A 17,686-nucleotide genomic window follows, 5' to 3' on the forward strand; every position below is an offset into this window, starting at 1 on the left:
TTGAATATTAGAAGTTAATAATGAGTCGGGCCATGAAACGGTCGTCTGCTTTTTCGATTTTTAAAATGTATTTTCCCGGATAGAGTAGTTGCAAACGTCGTTGTAAATTTGGGATTCCGATTCCGGAACCGCTTCTGTCTTCGTCATTTTTAGGAAAATAACTGTTTTCCACGATACAACTTACTCTTTGTGGTTCCTGCAATTCCATTCGTATACGGATAAAAGAATCTTGAGTATTGCTTATCCCGTGTTTGAAGGCATTCTCGATCAATGTGATAAAAAGTAACGGGGCAATCATGACGCCTTTCCCCTCTTCCGGTATGTTTACTTCCAGGCGAGTGTGTTTGGGGAGGCGCAGGCTCATCAGTTCGATATAGCTTTTCATGAATATGAATTCCCGGTCTATGGGAACGAGATTTTGGTTGTTATCATACAACACGTGACGTAACAATCGGCTCAGATCGTGAATTGCGAGCTGGGCCCGTTCCGGGTCGATGGCAATCAACGAGTAGATGTTATTAAGCGTATTGAATAAAAAATGAGGATTTAATTGACTCTTCAGGTTTTTTAGTTCCGCTTCTGCCTTTGCTTTTTCCAACTCTCTTTTTTCACCCTCTGTTTTATACCAGTTACTGGTCATTTTGATGGCCATGCTTAGGGCAACCGTGAGCCCCATTAATAGCATGTCCCGACTTAAAAAAAGAATGCGGGGTGGTTTGGGAAGTACTTTTCGTAAGGCTACTACTTCTTCCGGTTCGGGAGGGCTGATGTAGGTACGATAAAACTCTTGCCAAAAATGTAAAAGTAGTCCGAGTAGTATGATAACTAACAGGTTGATCACGATAAAACGGAAAATCTTTTTAGGGAAAAGAATATGATCGATAAAACAGAAATAGTTGGCATAGAAAACGATCATGCAGGATAGCGGTAAAAGAAAATATCCTAAATACCATCTTAACGTGACGATGAACTGATGATCGTTTCTGGTAAAGAATAAGGGAAAAGCGAAGAAGATTCCCCAGCCGATCACGTGAATGGCTACTAATAAATGCTTCCGGTTACCGATTTTCTGCATATCGTCTTTATTGAACATAAGCAAAGCTACTGATTTACGCTATATGTTTTGCTATTTACGGTAAAAACTTTCGTTTTGCCCTTATTATTCGTATCGAATGGCATCTATGGGATCCAAGTTAGAAGCTTTCTCTGCCGGATACCATCCGAAAAATATTCCGGTGGCCGTACAAACCAAAAAGGATAAGACGACCGAATAGATTTGAATATAAACGGGCCATCCGATGACGTATTTAATGACCATGGAAGAGCCGATACCGAGGATGACGCCGATAATTCCTCCGGTAACGCTAATGATAACTGCTTCTATGAGGAATTGGAAAAGGATATGTCGTCCTTTGGCCCCTATGGACATCCGGAGGCCGATCTCCCGCGTGCGTTCGGTAACGGAGACGTACATGATATTCATAATGCCAATACCTCCCACTAACAGGGATATCCCCGCGATACAGGCCAGAAGTACGGTCATTAAATCGGTCGTCGTGCTAAGCATAGAGCTGAGTTCTTCCTGTGAACGGACATGAAAATCGTCCTCTTCTCCGGTAGGAATCTTGTGATTTTGACGGAGAACTGCCCCAATCTCTTCTATGGCCTCTTCCGAGTCTTCTTCCGTAAGTGCGGAGGCGAATATACCGTGTATGTATGTAATGGCCAACAGTCGTTTTTGAATGGTGGTATAAGGGGCTATAATCATGTCGTCCTGGTCTTGTCCCATGGAGTTATAACCCTTGGGTGTCAATACTCCGATGATCCTGAACGGTGTTTTATTGAAACGGATGGTCTTGCCTAACGGGTCTTCTCCTTTCGTAAAAAGATTATTGACAACCGTTTTTCCTACGACACATACTTTTGCCGAGGTTTTTATGTCATGGTCGGTAAACATCTCCCCTTCTCCGATAGAAAATTTCCGGATATCTAAATAGTCCTGGTTGACGCCGTATATGGTTGTCGGCGCATTGTTCGCACCGTAGATAACCTGTCCGCCGGTATTGACCGTAGGAGTACATTTGCTGATGAGATCGACGTCTCTTACAATACTTTGATAGTCTTCCAGCTTTAAGGTTTGCATATCGCTGGCACTTTGGCGTACGCCTCCGAATTTTCCGTTACCCGGGTGGATCATGATCATGTTGGAACCCATTTCGGATATTTGGGCTCGGATACTGCGTTTGGAACCTTGGCCGATGGCCAGCATGGAGATCACCGAGGCAACCCCGATGATGATTCCCAACATGGTTAAAAATCCTCTGAACTTGTTGTTATTCAGTGCTCTGAGAGCAATTTGTATCAGATTACCGTAATTCATCGTGAGCTATTATTAAATTAGTCGTTTTCTTTAGGAAGAGCTTCCAATGCTTCTTTGGCGGAAGCGACATGTCGGTTTGTCTTGTCTTCGATGATATGACCGTCGCGTAATACGATATTTCTACTGCTGAATTGGGCAATCTCGGGGTTGTGGGTGACGAAGATAATCGTTCTTCCTTCCGAATGAAGTCGTTGAAACAGGGTCAATATCTCGTAAGAAGTCCTGCTGTCCAAATTTCCGGTAGCCTCGTCGGCCAGCAAAATGACCGGATCGTTTACGATGGCGCGTGCGATGGCGACACGTTGTTGCTGCCCTCCGGACATTTGATTGGAGCGGTGATTGAGACGATCCGACAATCCTACGTCTTCCAATGCCCTGATCGCTTTTTCCTTACGCACTTTAGAGGATACGGCCGGATTGTACAGCAACGGAAGTTCCACGTTTTCCCATGCCGTGGTTTTGGGTAATAAGTTGTAAGATTGAAAAACGAATCCGATTTTACGATTTCGTAATGTGGCCCTTTCGTTTTTGCCCATTTCGCGAGCAGATATGCCGTCTAAAAAATAGTTTCCTGAGGTGGGAGTGTCGAGGCATCCCAAGATATTGAGTAGAGTGGATTTCCCCGAACCGCTCGTTCCCATTATCGTGACGAATTCCCCTTCCTGGATGGAAAACGAAATTCCCCGTAAGGCGTGTACCGTTTCCGATCCTACTTTAAAATCCCTCCTCAGGTTTTCTATTTTTATTATTGTATTCATGAGATCCTATTTTGTTGTATTTATTTCTTTTTACTGCCTGGGCGTTGTGGCATAAACGGATTGGAAGAGTTATCTCCGGGGGCTCCCATGGCGGTTTTGCCTCGGTTTATTCCGACGACTACTTTATCGCCCTCTTGTATACCCTCTTTTATCTCCATATTGATGCCATCCGAAACACCGGTTTTTACGACTTTGGGAGTGATCCCTCCGTCCGTTTGTATCCATACCGTTTTTTCTCCTCCTTTGGCTACAACCGGGGCGGCAGTCATCGGGGCGGCAGCGGCCGGGTTAGCCGGCTCGGGAGTAAAACGGAAGGCTTTTAAGGGGACGAGCATAACGTCGTGTTTCTCCATCGTGTAGACCGTAATATTGGCTGTTAGGCCCGGTTTCAGTTTTAAATCCGGATTCGGCGCATCGATAACGACTTCGTAGGTAACAACGTTGTTGGTCGTGGTAGATTGTAGCCGGACCTGGGTAACATCCCCTTCGAATATATCGTCCGGAAAGGCATCTACGGTAAAAGTTACGCGTTGCCCCTCTTCGACCTGGCCGATATCGGCTTCATCTACATCCGCGATCACTTGCATCTTGCGTAGATCGTTGGCAATGGTAAACATGGTGGGTGTTTCGAAACTTGCGGCAACGGTTTGTCCTTCTTCTACTTCTCTGGAAAGAACGACGCCGTCGATCGGGGAATAGATGGTTGCATAACTTAGGTTGGATTTTGCTTTTACAAGATCGGCGATGGCTTTCTCGTAGGATAGTTTTGCTTTTTCATACTCGTACTGGGCTGTTTCGAATTCCGTATCACTGATCAATCTCTTTTCATGCAAACCGGATAGTCTGGCGAAATTCTTTTTCTGGTATTCGTATTCGCTCTTGCTGGATTCCATGTTGGCTGAGTCGGAAGCCATGGCCGCTTCCAGTAACGTACGATCGAGCTCTGCAATCAGTTGCCCTTTTTTTACGACGGAATTATAATCCACGTAAAGGCGGGAAATCGTGCCGGATACCTGCGTACCTACATCTACTTTCGTAATGGGTTCGATGGTTCCGGTAGCCGTTACTGTCGTGTTGATGGAACCCTTTTTTATCGTGGTCGTTTCGTATGTGACTGTTTTATTTTCTCTTGAACGGAAGATAAAAAAAAGGCCCGCGATAACAGCCAAGACAATGATGATGATCGCTATTTTTTTCATTCTATTTCGGTTTTACGTTATAATTCAATCGGTTGATTTTGGTAGAAATTCAGTAATTTGATGGATAATATCGCATCGTATTTAGCCTGTATCTGTTCTTGTATTGCTGATAAAAAATTATTTTTTTCCGTTAATAATTCAACGGTATTTTTCATTCCTGCATCGAATTGTGCTTGTACCAGACGGTAACTTTCAGAAGCTGATTTTACGCTATTCGTTGCCGCTATGTACCGGCTTTGTGCCGAAATAGCATTTTGGTATAAAGTTTCGATGGTTTTCAGTAGTGTTTTACGGGTATTCATCTCCTCTAACTGGGCCGTTTCTGTTTGGAGTTTTGCTTTTTCTACTGCTGATTTTACCTGTCGGTTTTGCGCAATCGGAATGCTGATGTTGATTCCGATATTTTCATTTAACCGGTTATTCAGCTGTTTCCTGAAAGAGTAATCCGAGTCGGAATCGTGGTCGGTTCCCACCGAAGCATTAAACGTGATGCTGGGCAGGCGGTCTGCCGCCGCGATCTTTTCATCCAGAAGAGCCGCATCAACGTTTAATTTGCTGCTTTTCATCTCCGGCATAACTTTCAAAGCCGTTTCGTACACCTCTTTCAAAGAGGGAACGAGTGTAAGCACATCGGCATCGGACAGCTCCGGAAAATGGATTTCAAAAGATTCATCCAATTCTAATTCCAGTAATTGTTTTAATTGTAATTTCGCTAATGCTAACGTGTTTTCCGCTAACGTGACTTGGTATTGATCGTTGCTGTATTGAGCCTTGATCTGAGAGCGGTCGCTGACAGCGATAGAGCCAGCCTTGTATAATTCCTCGGCTCTGTCTAACTGTGCCTTGGACGTTTCGAGTGTCTGTCTGTTGGTTTTGAGAGCCTCGTTGGCGTATAGAATCTGTAAATAACCTTCGGTTACGGAGATTTCAATATCGTTTTCGACAACGGAAGTTTCATATTCCAATGCTTCTACCGAAATCTTTTGTTTTTTTACGGAACGAGTCAGTTTACTTCCGTTATACAGGGTCATACCGGCATTTAATGAATAGCTTCCGGTATAAGCACTTCGGGAATTGAATTTATTATCGGTGTCTTGTGTTTTTTGATGAGACCAACCTTGTGTGCTGGAAAAAACCAATGACGGGAATAATTGGGCTTTGGACTCTAACAGGTTGACAACTCCTGTTTGATTGTTGATGCGGGATGATTGCACCTGAATATTATTTTTTCTAGCATAGTCAATGCATTCCCGGAGGGTCCAGAGGGCCGGCTTTTTTTGGGTAAAGCCGGCCGAAGATGAAATGACTATGAAAAAAGTGATAAATAATCGTATGTAATTCATGTTGTTCATACCTTAATTGTTTATTTCTGAGACGAATTTAGGTATGTCCGGGAAACGAAACAACTGAATTAGACCGATGGGACGGTTTTGTCGACCATCAGACGTTATTTGTCGACGAAATAAAAAAGCCTTACAGCAGAACTGTAAGGCTTGGGAGCTCCTCAGGTAGGACTTGAACCTACGACCTACGGATTAACAGTCCGCCGCTCTAACCAACTGAGCTACTAAGGAATTTTTCAAAAGCGATGCAAATATAGAAGTTAGTTCGAATTATACCAAATAAAAATGAAAGTTTTTCTTGAAAAACTATTATTGAACGAGGATGGATAAATCCATTCATTGGATTACGGCGCGCTGAAAATCTCAAAGTAGGATATGGGCGGAACAGATACCTGGGTGTACCGTTTATACATGCGCTTACCGTTGGAAAAGGCGATCGGGGAGATAAGAAAAGCCTCGGAATGAGGTAAATTTGCGATTTAAATTGCATAGACAGGAAAAATCGGGAAGATTCTATGCTTTGTCTCTATTGGCATGCAAATGGAGGTCAATAAAAATAATTTGTACAATCGATTTATATCCTGTATATTTATATGCCTAAAAATGTTGTAAATATTTGGGGGATTATGTATAGATGTTTGTTGCTGTTATTGTTTGGTTTTCAGGTTGTTTGTGCGCAAGAGAAGCCGAATCCTGAATGGTTGAATCAGAAATTTTCCATGTTTATTCACTGGGGATTGTATTCTGAACTGGGAGGCGTGTGGAAGGAGAAGCCGATCATGACCGGATATAGCGAGCAAATTCAATCTTTCGCCTCTATTCCGGCGGATGAATACGAAGCTGTCGCCGCCCGTTTTAATCCTGAAAAATGGGATGCGGAGGCTGTTGTGCGGTTAGCCCGGTTGGCCGGGATGAAGTCTGTTATTTTTACTTCGAAGCATCATGACGGATTTTGCATGTATCATTCGAATTATACGGACTATAACGTGGTAGATGCCACTCCTTTCAAGCGGGATGTCATGAAGGAGTTGTCTGAAGCTTGTAGGAAATTCGGGATAAAGTTCGGTGTGTATTATTCATTGATAGATTGGCATTTTCCCGGTACGAAAATAACTTCGCATAACGCGGATCCGGTTTCACCGGAGCATCATGCTTTCAATATGAAGCAAGTGGAAGAGATTTTGACCAACTACGGCCCCGTCTCGGAGCTTTGGTTCGATATGGGATCCTTGACGTCGGAACAGAGTAAGGAGTTATATGATTTGGTCAACCGTTTACAACCGGAATGTATGGTTAGCGGGCGTTTGGGAAATAATCAAGGCGATTTCTGCGTGATGGGAGATAATCAGTATCCGGATTATAAAATCGGGATTCCATGGCAAACTCCTGCATCTTTTTTTCCGGAAACATGGGGATACCGTTCCTGGCAGGAGAGGGGAGATCTGGAGCAAAAGGTAAATGAAAAGTTACTCGGATTGGTAAAAGTGGTCAGCCGGGGAGGAAATTATTTGTTAAATATCGGTCCCCGGGGGGATGGCTCTATCGTGGAGTACGAGCGGGATGCTTTGTTGAAGATGGGAAGATGGTTGAATAGATACGGTAGAGCTGTTTACAATACGCGAGCCAATCCTTTTGAACATGCCGGAGAGTGGGGAGATATGACGATGAAAGGGAATAGGCTCTATTTATTCATCGAACGAATGCCGGACGATCGTTTGATTCGTTTGTCCGGAATTCAGGGAGAGGCCGCAAGGGCTGTTCTTGTCGGAAGGGAAGATCCGTTGCGATTGGATCAGCACGGGAATGACATAACTCTTTATATTCCGGAGACGGTATATCCCGACCGGCATATGATTGTGGCCGAAATCGCATTTGCGGAACCGTTTCAGGTTCTTCCTGTCCGTATAGTCCCTTCGGAGCGCTTAAGCGCCTCGAATGCCGTTCCCGCGTACGGGTATTCCAGCATGGATTATTATTCCAGTTTCAGATGTATTGTCGGAAGGTCATGGGGATTTCTGTTTGATAAACCATACGCGGAACCGGTTGTCGTTTATACCGATAACGATCGATATAAGACGATAAAATTAACGATCGACAATATAGAGCAAGAGCTCCTTTTGCAAGGAGGAGAGGTAAAACATTTACAGGTTCAGCCGGGTTCGGTACGCTGGGAATCCGTTTATCAAACCAAAATTTCCGATGATCGTTTCGGGAGTTTTTGTTTGGGAGAAAATCATCGTGTTGATCCTGCCCGGGAAGAGAATGGGGTGATTTGGAAAAAAAGACCTCGTTTCGGTTTCGGTACTCATTATGTTGTCGCGATGACTCCGAAACAATCTCTTTATTTGTTGTGTTCGATTGAGAGCGATACTGCTCAGTCGATTTTAGTTGAATTGTCTAACCCGGAAGGATTACAGGTCGTGTTAAATGGAAAAACGCTTCGTAAACAAATTTCTGTGGGGGATAAATTCAAGGAGCGGGAAATCGTGATGTTGCCTTTGGATAAGGGTGATAATCAGTTAATCGTGAGGTATTATAATCGTAGTGGGGAGACCATGGAATATGGAGTTAATCCGGATGTTCCTCAAATAGTTTATCAGCTTCGGTTGAAGCCGGTTCCCCTGTTGCCAAGGGAGGTGCACTCCTGTGAACTCAGGTTGCTTAAACCGGAAAACCGGAATTGCGATATGGGATTACAGGATGTATGGGTCAGCATGGATTAAATTGTAATGATAAAGAGATGAAAAAGAGATTGCGGAAAAAATTGCATAAAGCAGAATTTCAAGAGTTAGGATTTTCGTTTGAGATAAAATTTAAAGAGAAGGGAGAAGATGCGGAAACTTTTTTGAAGGAGTTCATCGAATTGTTGCGCAGCCATCATCTGGAAATGAGCGGCGGTTGGAATGCGGAAGTCTGCGGCGGATTTGTTACGAGGGAAAAAGGTAGTGTTACCTTGGAGGAATACCATGCGGTAAAGAGTTGGTTGGAGGCTAAAAGCTCCGATATTTACGGCTTTACGATAGGTGAACTGAGGGACGCCTGGTATGGATGGGCATAAACATAGAAGTAAAAGACAGATTCGTGTTCGTTTGAAAAAGATATTTTCTATTTCCGTTTTATGTAAGGGGTAAAATATTAATTTTGCCGGTCTTCGCGCAAATAGAGTTCGACGGGAGCGAGTTATTTTAAAGAATTGATATATTACGTATGAGAACAAAATGTTATTTATCTTTTATTGCTTTAGCATTGATGATTACGGGTTGCAATAGTAAAAAAGAGACCGTACAAAAAGGAGGTATCGTTATCGCCAATCTTGATACGGCAGCAACGCCTAATGCTGATTTTTATCAGTATGCATGTGGCGGCTGGATGAAAAATCATCCTTTGACCGATGAATACGCCAGATTCGGTTCTTTTGACCTTTTGGCGGAGAATAACAGGCAGCAGATAAAAGGTTTGATTGAAGAGTTGGCTGTACAGAAATCTGCTCCCGGAAGTATAGCCCAAAAGATAGGTGATTTATACAATATGGCGATGGATAGTACGCGGCGGAATGCAGACGGAATGAAACCGATTAAAGCCGAATTGGAAAGAATCGCTGCTATTAAGGACAGGGGAGAGTTATCGAAAACGATTGCCGAAATGCGTCGTAACGGTTTTGATCCCTTTTTCGGGCTTTACGTGGGTTCCGACGATATGAACAGTGCCATGAATTTGATTATCCTGTATCAAAGCGGTATCAGTTTGGGAGAACGCGAGTATTATTTGGATGATGACGATCACACGAAAGAGACACGGGAAAAGTATCGGCAGCACGTTGCCAAGATGTTTCAGTTAGCCGGTTTTTCTGCATCGGAGGCGAATAAGGCGGCTTCCAACGTTATGATCGTGGAAACGCGCTTGGCCGAGAGTGCCAAGAGTGCTGTCGAATTGCGCGATCCGCATGCCAATTATAATAAGATGTCGTTAGCGGATTTGAAAAGAGAGGTTCCCGGTATTCAATGGGATCTTTATTTCTCGACATTGGGACCGAAGGAGGTGCAGGAGCTGAATGTGGCGCAGATGGCTGCGGTTAGGGAGAGTGCCGATCTGATGAACGAGATGGATATGAATGTATTGAAGTCTTATTTGGAATGGAAGGTGATTGATGCGGCGGCAGCTTATTTGAGTGACGATTTTGTGGCCCAGAACTTTGAATTTTACGGGAAGACGCTTTCCGGTAAAAAAGAGATGCAACCTCGTTGGAAGAGTGCGGTAAGTGCGGTCAATGGCGTACTGGGAGAAGCCGTGGGACAAATGTACGTGGAGAAATATTTTCCGGCAGAGGCTAAAGAACGTATGTTGAAGTTGATTTCCAATTTGCAAAGTGCTTTAGGAGAACGGATTCAAAATCTGTCATGGATGAGTGATGAAACAAAAACGAAGGCCTTGGAAAAATTATCTACTATATACGTGAAAGTCGGTTATCCCGACAAGTGGAGGGATTATTCCGGTTTGGAGATTAAGAATGATTCCTATTGGGATAATATTGTACGTTCCAATAATTTTGATTACGATTACCTGCTTGCGAAAGCCGGAAAACCGGTCGACAAGGACGAATGGCATATGACCCCTCAAACGGTAAATGCCTATTATAATCCGACGACGAATGAGATATGCTTTCCAGCCGGGATTCTTCAATATCCTTTCTTTGACATGAATGCTGACGATGCCTGCAATTATGGAGCTATCGGTGTGGTTATCGGTCATGAAATGACGCACGGGTTTGATGATCAGGGGCGTCAATTTGATAAAGATGGAAATCTAAAAGATTGGTGGACGGAAGAGGATGCTAAAAACTTTGAAGAGCGTGCTCAGGTTTTAGTGGATTATTTCGATCGTATCCAAGTATTACCCGATTTGAAAGGTAACGGGAAATTGACGTTAGGAGAAAATATTGCCGATCACGGAGGGCTACAAGTGGCCTATGCGGCTTTACAAAAAGCGATGAAAACCAACCCTCTTGGAGTAGATGCATATGGTTTCACTCCGGCGCAACGTTTCTTCCTGTCTTACGCAAATGTTTGGGCGGGTAATATCCGCGACGAGCAGGTCCGTTTGCAGACAAAGTCTGATCCTCATTCTCTGGGACGTTGGAGAGTGAATGGGGCTCTTCCTCATATCTCGGCCTGGTACGAGGCTTTTAATGTGAAAGAGGGAGATCCTTTGTTCCTTCCGGTAGAAAAACGGGCTTCTATTTGGTAAAAAAGAGTTGTATTGTCATAAAAGGGCTGTCCGTCGATTTCGAGGATAGCCCTTTTTACTGTAAATTGCGGATCAATAGGATTTAGTGATTTAGTGATTCTGTGATTTAGTGATTCAATTTTAATCCTACAATCGTCAATCTTTCTATTGTAAATTTTAAATTGGACGTAGTTTTTTAATTTACAATCTACAATTTACAATCTACAATCGTCAATCCCTTTAATCTTTTAATCTCAAAATCATTTCACCCGTGCTATTGCTTTAATCGAAATAATCTGTAACTTTCGGAAAAATGGAGTAGAAATTGACCTATGGATGTTGTTAAGCGAGACCGATTTATAGCTCTTTGGCGTCGTTTTTTTAATGACGCGGAGTTACCGATTACTTTTTATTATTCGAAGGATGATTGCCGGATACCCTTAGTGCGGGAGGCAAAAGGACACACGTGTATCATTGCCCAGTTGTTGAAAGTCCGTCGGGGAGAATCGCTCTGTTTCTCGGAGTCTTCTATCGGCTGTGGCGGGGGAAAACATTATTTGGGATATACGGAGGTTGTAAATGAACGGTTTAATTATTTTTTATCCCATGGAGAGGAGGGGGAATATGGAGAGCGCTACAAGCGTACTCCGGGGCAAGTCGAGGCAATCATGAAAGAATTACCCTTGCTTCCTCGAGAAGGAGATTTTATAGTGTTTAAGCGATGGGATCGATTGGAAGAGGAAGATCGTCCGGAAGTCGTTGTTTTTATGGGTAAGCCGGATGTGATTTCGGGGCTTTTTACCTGGGTAAACTTTGATAGTACGGTGTCAGATGCTGTTATTGCTCCTTTCGGAGCCGGGTGTGCTTCCATGATATACCACCCGTATCGGGAACAGATAGAGGGGCGTAAACGGGCGGTGATCGGAATGTTTGACCCTTCGGCTCGAAAATGTATGGATGCCGATTTGCTCTCGTTAGCTATTCCGATGAACAAGTTTATGGAGATGATCGATCAGATGGATGAGAGTTTTTTGATTACGGATACTTGGACGAAAATACAGCGGCGTATTTAATATCGTATGATAAGAAAAAGTGTGAAAAAAAAACGGATTATTAGATGGTCCGTGTTGGTTTTACTTATTGCCGGAATCGGATTAGTACGCGGAAATCCTTCTTGGGGGGAGTGGTATGCTCTTCATTTATATCCTGTTGTTTCGGCTTTTTTCTCTTTCTTTTCTTCATTCGTCCCGTTTTCTTTGGGGGATCTTTTTATTTTGCTGATTGTTTCGGGAGGGGTCGGTTATGCGGTATACGGTTTGTGGAAACGCAAGTCTGTAAAACTTATGTTTGTGCACTTACTTGAGGGGGCGGGGTGGATATACGTGTGGTTTTATATGGCATGGGGAATGAATTATTTTCGTGAGGATTTTTATGCTCGATCGGGGGTAGAGCAAGTGCGTTATAAGCCTGAGAATTTTCAACAGTTTTTGGAAGACTACCTGACGGGTTTGAATGCGGCGTATGAATCGGCCGGAGATACGGTGACTCTTTTTTATCCGGCGATAGAATTGCAAGAGGTGGCGGCAGAGATAAAGAAGGGTTATAGCGAGGTAGATTCTTGCTTCGGGTTACTTTCTCCTCGAGAGGAAATGCTACCTAAACCGATGTTGTTTAGCCGTTCCATGTCAAAGATGTCGATTCTGGGGTATATGGGACCTTTTTTCTCTGAATTTAACCTGAATACCGAATTGCCTTTTATACAATACCCTTCGTGTTATGCTCATGAATTGGCCCATCGATTGGGGATCGCGAGCGAAGCGGAAGCAAATTTATATGCTTATATGATCTGTATACGTTCATCTTCCCCGGTAGTACGTTTTAGCGGGTATTTCTCTCTATTGGGTTATGTGATGCAGAATGCCCGGAGTCTATTGCCGGAATCAGAATTTAAAAAAGTGGTAAAGCAATTGAATCCCGGTATTGTCGCTTTATACAAAGAGGAGAGTGCTTATTGGCGTTTTCGGTATAGTGCCTGGATCGGAAATGCGCAGCAATATCTGTATAATCTTTTTTTAAAGGGAAATCGAGTTCGAAGCGGGGTAAAGAATTATTCGGAAGTCATAGGATTATTAATCTCTTACGAGCAATATCGAATCCGGGAAACCGGATATACGGATCTGAAAAGGTTAGAGAAGGAGTATTTGAAAGCAGTTGAGGATGCCCGGATTGTCGATTCTACAAAATTGTGGAACGGTTTGATTCCTATTATAAGAAAACAGGGCGACTCTCGGATTCAATGGCGGGATCTGGATACGAATCAGATGTTACTGGTCGTATCTATGATGGGGAAGAACGAATTGAAGTACTGGCCCGAGGGGGATGAATTTAAGACCTCGTCTCATGTTAGCTGGGTCGTATTGCCTTTTGAATTGAAGCAGAGAATGGGGGCTCGGTTACTGAAAGATTCTTTGGAGGTTCGGATGCGAATGCTTCAACTTTTGGGGTTGCCACCGACCCGTTCGTACGATATGCTGGTTTTCTTTTGGGTAAAAAAGGAGGGACTTCGCCGACCTTCCCGGGATCCAGAGATTGACGATACCGTGGCTTCTCTGGATTATACGATTCGTGCCGATAAAAATTACAGGGAATTGTTCGAGCAAAATAGGCTTCGTTCCTATACGGGTAACCCTCCTTATCCCTGGACACAGATGGGATATACGTATGATTGGAATCGTTCTGCCGGTCGTTATGGAGTAAGCGAGTTTATTGTATGGCCGGGATCATTGGTGAAGGTCGAGCAGATTTTAGGCTGCTGGCAATACTATAAACGATTGAGGCAGGAGGAGAGGGATAATTTGGGTGTTGTTGAAATTGCAGAAAAAAATCATTAATTACATCCGGTAAGTTTGTTATTTTTCTGAATAATCTGTACTTTTGTAAAGTAAATGTTTCTTCGGGGCAGGGTGCAATTCCCTACCGGCGGTAAAAGTCCGCGACTCTCCTTTAGGAGACTGATTTGGTGCGATTCCAAAACCGACGGTTAAAGTCCGGATGATAGAAGGAATGTAAATTAGGATTGTAATAAATTATATAATAATGATATGTGCCCCGAATATACGATATTCGGGGCTTTTGTATGATGGGAAAAGAGGATTTGATTTATATGGGGCGGGCCATTGAGCTTGCGGATCGAGGATGCGGATTTGTGAACCCGAACCCGTTGGTAGGTGCTGTCATTGTAAAAAACGGAAAAGTGATAGGAGAAGGATGGCATGAGCGATTCGGACAGTGGCATGCCGAACGAAATGCACTGCATGCCGCCGAAGAAGACACGACAGGAGCAACGATGTATGTAACACTTGAACCCTGTTGTCATTACGGGAAAACTCCTCCTTGCACGGAAGCGATTATAGAACATAAGATTGCCAAAGTTGTTGTGGGCATTGCCGATCCCAATCCTTTGGTTGCGGGAAAGGGAATAGCGCTTCTCCGAGAAGCCGGTATCGAGGTCGTTTGTGGTGTGGAGGAAGAGCGTATTCGGGAACAGAACCGGATATTTTTGAAATATATTGAAACAGGAATGCCTTGGGTCGTTTTGAAGACGGCATCGACTTTAGACGGGAAAATTGCTACCTATACAGGAGATTCAAAGTGGATCACGGGGGAGGAATCCCGGGCGAAAGTGCAGGAGATGCGGGCTTGCCTGATGGCTGTTGTGGTAGGTATCGGTACGGTTTTGGCGGATGACCCCATGTTAAATTGCCGGATCGTCGACCGGGAGGTGCGGCAACCCATCCGGATTATCGTGGATAGTAATGCCCGTATTCCGTTGAGTAGTAGGATTGTACGAACGGCAACGATTTATCGGACTGTCGTAGCTCATACCCGATTTGCAAAGGAAGAGCGATTGCGGCAATTGAGAGAGTGTGGTGTGGAGACTTTGTTGTGTAACGAAGAGAAAGGATTGATACGGATAGGGGATTTATGTAGAAAATTGGGAAAATCGGGTATTGACTCTGTCCTGCTGGAAGGAGGCGGTTCGTTGAATTTTTCTTTTTTAGACGAGGGACTTGTAGATGAGGTTTATGCTTTTATCGCTCCGAAAATGATAGGAGGAATGAATGCCAAAACAGGGGTCGAGGGAGAGGGATTTCCCAAGATGGCCGATGCGATCGATTTGAAGCTAACCGATATGCTGCATGTGGGGCAGGATGTACTTTTGAAATTGAGAATAAACGGGAAAATAAGATAATTGTAAAGGTGGTTATGATGCACCTTAGGTGCTAAATATAAATTGAAACTGCTATGTTTACTGGAATTATAGAAGAAATAGGCACGATAAAAGGAATGAAAAGAGGAGATCGTAGCGTCGTGCTCGAGGTGGAGGCACGGAAGATATTGGAGGATGTAAAGATCGGGGATAGCATCGCTACGAACGGAGTTTGTTTGACAGTGGCTGCCATAAAGGGAGATCGTTTTTTTGCAGATGTTATGCCGGAGACCGTTACGAGGAGTAATCTGGGGAGTTTACGGGCCGGAGACCGGGTAAATCTGGAGCGGGCATTATGCGCGAATGGTCGTTTGGGAGGGCATATTGTATCCGGACACATAGACGGCACCGGAAAGATTGTAAACCGGGAGAAGGATGAGAATGCGATCTGGATAACGATAGAGGCTTCCGCGGCTTTGTTGCGATATGTCGTGGATAAAGGTTCGATAACGATAGACGGGATCAGCTTGACGGTTGCCGGTGTGTCTGAAGACCGTTTTCAAGTGTCGATCATTCCTCATACGCAGCATGAGACTACTTTGGTCCAAAAGGCAATAGGCGAGGTCGTTAATTTAGAAAATGATATTGTTGCGAAATATATTGAGAAATTGTTAAAGCCGATCTCTCCCTCGGATGAAAGGAAACCGGGATTGACATTGGACTTTTTGTTGGCTAATGGTTTTTAAAGGTGTAGTTTATTTACAGATAAAGATATGAAAGAATTTGAATTTAGTACGATTGAAGAGGCTGTCGCAGACCTGAGAGCCGGAAAGATGATTATTGCTGTTGATGATCCCGATCGGGAAAACGAAGGGGATTTGATATGTGCGGCTGAACATGCTACGTTGGAGAATGTAAATTTTATGGCTTCCTATGCCAAGGGACTGATATGTATGCCGATGAGTCGTGAGTTAACGACCAAGCTGGGGTTAGAGCAGATGGTGGCTACGAACACGGACAATCACTGTACGGCTTTCACTGTTTCGATAGATCATGTTTCTACAACAACGGGAATTTCCGCTTTGGAGCGTTCCGTGACGGCGATGAAATGTGTGGAGGAGGGGGCGAAACCGACTGATTTCCGTCGTCCCGGCCATATGTTCCCTTTGGAGGCAAAACCCGGAGGAGTGTTGGAACGTATGGGACACACGGAAGCGACAGTCGATCTGATGCGTATCGCCGGGTTGAAAGAGTGTGGATTGTGTTGCGAGATTATGCGGGAAGACGGGACGATGATGCGGACTCCCGAATTAAAAGAATTTGCCCGCAGGCATGATATGAGGATGATTACGGTATCGGATTTGATTACCTATCGCCGCCAGACTGAAATTTTGGTAGAACGGGTAACGGAAGCGGAAATGCCCACAAAATACGGTTACTTTAAGGCGTACGGTTACGTGAATAAAATCAATGGAGAACATCATGTCGCCTTGGTTAAAGGAGACGTGACGGATGGCGAACCCGTGTTGTGCCGAGTACATTCGGAGTGTTTGACGGGAGACGTTTTCGGTTCTCTGCGTTGTGATTGTGGAGATCAGTTGGCGGAAGCTATGAGAAGAATAGCCGAGAATGGGCGCGGAATTTTGTTATACATGCGACAAGAAGGAAGGGGTATAGGTTTGATCAATAAATTGAGAGCCTACCATCTGCAGGATGAGGGAATGGATACGGTAGAGGCAAATCTGGCGCTCGGTTTCAAGGCCGATTTACGGGAGTATGGTACAGGTGCGGAGATTTTAGCCGATTTAGGTGTGAAAAAAATGATATTAATGACCAATAACCCGCAGAAAATTAGCGGACTGAAAGGATATGGTATTGAGATCGTCGGACGCGAGCCTATTGAGATGACTTGTAACGAGAAAAATGAATTTTACATGTACACGAAGTACAAGAAGATGGGACATATACTTCATGTCCGCGGACGTGAAGAGGTAGAGAAATTGATACAGGAAAAGGAAAACGAAGTAAATAAATAATAAAAAATAGAGACAATGAACTTATTGGAAGGAAAATTATTGGCAGAAGGACAACGTATCGGTATCGTGGCCGGACGTTTTAATGAGTTTATCACCAGTAAATTGCTCGGTGGTGCGATTGATGCTTTTAATCGTCATGGCGGTGATGAGAAGAATATCGATTTGGCTTGGGTTCCCGGGGCGTTTGAGATTCCGTTAGTAGCTAAAAAAATGGCTGAAACTCACCGGTACGATGCCGTTGTATGCATTGGAGCCGTCATACGCGGAGCTACGCCGCATTTTGATATGGTCGCCAATGAAGCGACCAAAGGTATTGCTAACGTGGGACTTCAAACGGGAGTACCTGTTATTTTCGGAGTTTTAACGACAGACTCGATAGAACAAGCCGTTGAACGGGCCGGGACGAAAGCGGGAAATAAAGGTTTTGAAGCTATGACAACAGCTATTGAAATGATCAATTTATTAAAGCAACTATAAGCTATCGAAAATTTTAAAACAATAGGGTTTGAAAAGAGAGATCGTTTTAAACCCTATTGT

Annotated in this window: 14 protein-coding genes, 1 tRNA gene and 1 riboswitch; of the genes, 9 read left to right on the top strand and 6 right to left on the bottom strand. The window is 44.0% G+C overall.

Annotated elements, in window-relative coordinates; all coding sequences use genetic code 11:
• Positions 1-7: 7 nt before the first annotated feature.
• The 6 genes from NVS78_RS04785 to NVS78_RS04810 form a co-directional block, all read right to left on the bottom strand.
• Positions 8-1,093, bottom strand: coding sequence for a sensor histidine kinase (locus NVS78_RS04785; protein WP_286358145.1), 1,086 nt, complete (start codon positions 1,091-1,093; stop codon positions 8-10).
• 66 nt (positions 1,094-1,159) lie between these two features.
• On the bottom strand, positions 1,160-2,380 hold the full coding sequence (locus NVS78_RS04790) for an ABC transporter permease (protein WP_286358146.1): 1,221 nt from the start codon (positions 2,378-2,380) through the stop codon (positions 1,160-1,162).
• Between the two features lie 17 nt (positions 2,381-2,397).
• Entirely contained in the window at positions 2,398-3,138 is a 741-nt protein-coding gene (locus tag NVS78_RS04795; RefSeq protein WP_286358147.1) for an ABC transporter ATP-binding protein, read from the bottom strand.
• A 20-nt stretch (positions 3,139-3,158) separates the two neighbouring features.
• A complete protein-coding gene (locus NVS78_RS04800; RefSeq protein ID WP_286358148.1) occupies positions 3,159-4,337 on the bottom strand; it encodes an efflux RND transporter periplasmic adaptor subunit in 1,179 nt (392 codons plus the stop codon).
• 17 nt (positions 4,338-4,354) lie between these two features.
• The gene (locus NVS78_RS04805; protein ID WP_286358149.1) at positions 4,355-5,680 is read right to left on the bottom strand and encodes a TolC family protein; all 1,326 of its coding nucleotides are present in this window, start codon (positions 5,678-5,680) and stop codon (positions 4,355-4,357) included.
• Between the two features lie 157 nt (positions 5,681-5,837).
• Positions 5,838-5,911 (bottom strand) — tRNA-Asn (locus NVS78_RS04810).
• 395 nt (positions 5,912-6,306) lie between these two features.
• On the opposite strand from NVS78_RS04810, the gene NVS78_RS04815 reads away from it, so the two are divergent.
• The 9 genes from NVS78_RS04815 to ribH all read left to right on the top strand — a co-directional run bounded on the left by NVS78_RS04815 (position 6,307) and on the right by ribH (position 17,626).
• A complete protein-coding gene (locus NVS78_RS04815) occupies positions 6,307-8,403 on the top strand; it encodes an alpha-L-fucosidase (RefSeq protein ID WP_286358150.1) in 2,097 nt (698 codons plus the stop codon).
• Positions 8,404-8,420: 17 nt separating this feature from the next.
• On the top strand, positions 8,421-8,738 hold the full coding sequence (locus NVS78_RS04820) for a YggL family protein (RefSeq protein WP_286358151.1): 318 nt from the start codon (positions 8,421-8,423) through the stop codon (positions 8,736-8,738).
• Positions 8,739-8,887: 149 nt separating this feature from the next.
• Positions 8,888-10,924, top strand: a complete 2,037-nt coding sequence (locus tag NVS78_RS04825; protein WP_286358152.1) for a M13 family metallopeptidase — start codon at positions 8,888-8,890, stop codon at positions 10,922-10,924.
• 311 nt (positions 10,925-11,235) lie between these two features.
• Positions 11,236-11,976 (top strand): DUF169 domain-containing protein, encoded by a 741-nt coding sequence (locus NVS78_RS04830; protein ID WP_286358153.1) that lies wholly within the window; start codon positions 11,236-11,238, stop codon positions 11,974-11,976.
• Positions 11,977-11,982: 6 nt separating this feature from the next.
• Positions 11,983-13,794, top strand: coding sequence for a DUF3810 domain-containing protein (locus NVS78_RS04835; RefSeq protein ID WP_286358154.1), 1,812 nt, complete (start codon positions 11,983-11,985; stop codon positions 13,792-13,794).
• 54 nt (positions 13,795-13,848) lie between these two features.
• Positions 13,849-13,970, top strand: a riboswitch (FMN riboswitch).
• A gap of 69 nt (positions 13,971-14,039) precedes the next feature.
• Positions 14,040-15,155 (top strand): bifunctional diaminohydroxyphosphoribosylaminopyrimidine deaminase/5-amino-6-(5-phosphoribosylamino)uracil reductase RibD, encoded by a 1,116-nt coding sequence (gene ribD, locus NVS78_RS04840; RefSeq protein WP_286358155.1) that lies wholly within the window; start codon positions 14,040-14,042, stop codon positions 15,153-15,155.
• A 53-nt stretch (positions 15,156-15,208) separates the two neighbouring features.
• A complete protein-coding gene (gene ribE / locus NVS78_RS04845) occupies positions 15,209-15,859 on the top strand; it encodes a riboflavin synthase (protein WP_286358156.1) in 651 nt (216 codons plus the stop codon).
• Between the two features lie 27 nt (positions 15,860-15,886).
• Complete coding sequence (locus NVS78_RS04850) at positions 15,887-17,149, top strand: bifunctional 3,4-dihydroxy-2-butanone-4-phosphate synthase/GTP cyclohydrolase II (protein WP_286358157.1); 1,263 nt, start codon at positions 15,887-15,889, stop codon at positions 17,147-17,149.
• A 15-nt stretch (positions 17,150-17,164) separates the two neighbouring features.
• Complete coding sequence (ribH, locus tag NVS78_RS04855) at positions 17,165-17,626, top strand: 6,7-dimethyl-8-ribityllumazine synthase (protein ID WP_041504155.1); 462 nt, start codon at positions 17,165-17,167, stop codon at positions 17,624-17,626.
• Positions 17,627-17,686: the final 60 nt, after the last annotated feature.

The organism is Gabonibacter chumensis (assembly GCF_024741215.1).
Taxonomy (GTDB): domain Bacteria; phylum Bacteroidota; class Bacteroidia; order Bacteroidales; family Marinifilaceae; genus Gabonibacter; species Gabonibacter massiliensis.

Excerpts from the sequence above, each read along its gene's own strand:
- NVS78_RS04785 (WP_286358145.1), bottom strand. The coding sequence starts at position 1,093 with ATGTTCAATAAAGACGATATGCAGAAAATCGGTAACCGGAAGCATTTA.
- NVS78_RS04790 (WP_286358146.1), bottom strand. The coding sequence starts at position 2,380 with ATGAATTACGGTAATCTGATACAAATTGCTCTCAGAGCACTGAATAAC.
- NVS78_RS04795 (WP_286358147.1), bottom strand. The coding sequence starts at position 3,138 with ATGAATACAATAATAAAAATAGAAAACCTGAGGAGGGATTTTAAAGTA.
- NVS78_RS04800 (WP_286358148.1), bottom strand. The coding sequence starts at position 4,337 with ATGAAAAAAATAGCGATCATCATCATTGTCTTGGCTGTTATCGCGGGC.
- NVS78_RS04805 (WP_286358149.1), bottom strand. The coding sequence starts at position 5,680 with ATGAATTACATACGATTATTTATCACTTTTTTCATAGTCATTTCATCT.
- NVS78_RS04815 (WP_286358150.1), top strand. The coding sequence starts at position 6,307 with ATGTATAGATGTTTGTTGCTGTTATTGTTTGGTTTTCAGGTTGTTTGT.
- NVS78_RS04820 (WP_286358151.1), top strand. The coding sequence starts at position 8,421 with ATGAAAAAGAGATTGCGGAAAAAATTGCATAAAGCAGAATTTCAAGAG.
- NVS78_RS04825 (WP_286358152.1), top strand. The coding sequence starts at position 8,888 with ATGAGAACAAAATGTTATTTATCTTTTATTGCTTTAGCATTGATGATT.
- NVS78_RS04830 (WP_286358153.1), top strand. The coding sequence starts at position 11,236 with ATGGATGTTGTTAAGCGAGACCGATTTATAGCTCTTTGGCGTCGTTTT.
- NVS78_RS04835 (WP_286358154.1), top strand. The coding sequence starts at position 11,983 with ATGATAAGAAAAAGTGTGAAAAAAAAACGGATTATTAGATGGTCCGTG.
- ribD (WP_286358155.1), top strand. The coding sequence starts at position 14,040 with ATGATGGGAAAAGAGGATTTGATTTATATGGGGCGGGCCATTGAGCTT.
- ribE (WP_286358156.1), top strand. The coding sequence starts at position 15,209 with ATGTTTACTGGAATTATAGAAGAAATAGGCACGATAAAAGGAATGAAA.
- NVS78_RS04850 (WP_286358157.1), top strand. The coding sequence starts at position 15,887 with ATGAAAGAATTTGAATTTAGTACGATTGAAGAGGCTGTCGCAGACCTG.
- ribH (WP_041504155.1), top strand. The coding sequence starts at position 17,165 with ATGAACTTATTGGAAGGAAAATTATTGGCAGAAGGACAACGTATCGGT.